Consider the following 255-nt stretch of genomic DNA (forward strand, 5'->3'; position numbering starts at 1 on the left):
CCCTGTCCTCCCTCAACGCCGGGCTCTACTCCACCGGCCGGATCCTGCGCTCCATGTCCGTCAACGGCTCCGCCCCCCGCTTCGCCTCCCGCATGAACAAAGCCGGCGTCCCCTACGGCGGGATCGCCATCACCGCCGGCGTGTCCCTCCTCGGGGTCCCGCTGAACTACCTCGTCCCGGCCGACGCCTTCGAAATCGTCCTCAACGTCGCCTCCGTCGGCATCATCATGACCTGGGCCACCATCGTCCTGTGCC

General features: G+C 68.6%; 1 protein-coding gene. It reads left to right on the forward strand.

Annotation, left to right across the window (positions count from 1 at the left end; translation table 11 throughout):
- The coding region (locus tag M8J71_RS23150; RefSeq protein ID WP_256250212.1) for an amino acid permease at positions 1–255 on the forward strand (255 nt) is incomplete at both ends.

Origin of the sequence: Pseudarthrobacter sp. R1, assembly GCF_024494415.1 — a bacterium.
GTDB lineage: Bacteria > Actinomycetota > Actinomycetes > Actinomycetales > Micrococcaceae > Arthrobacter.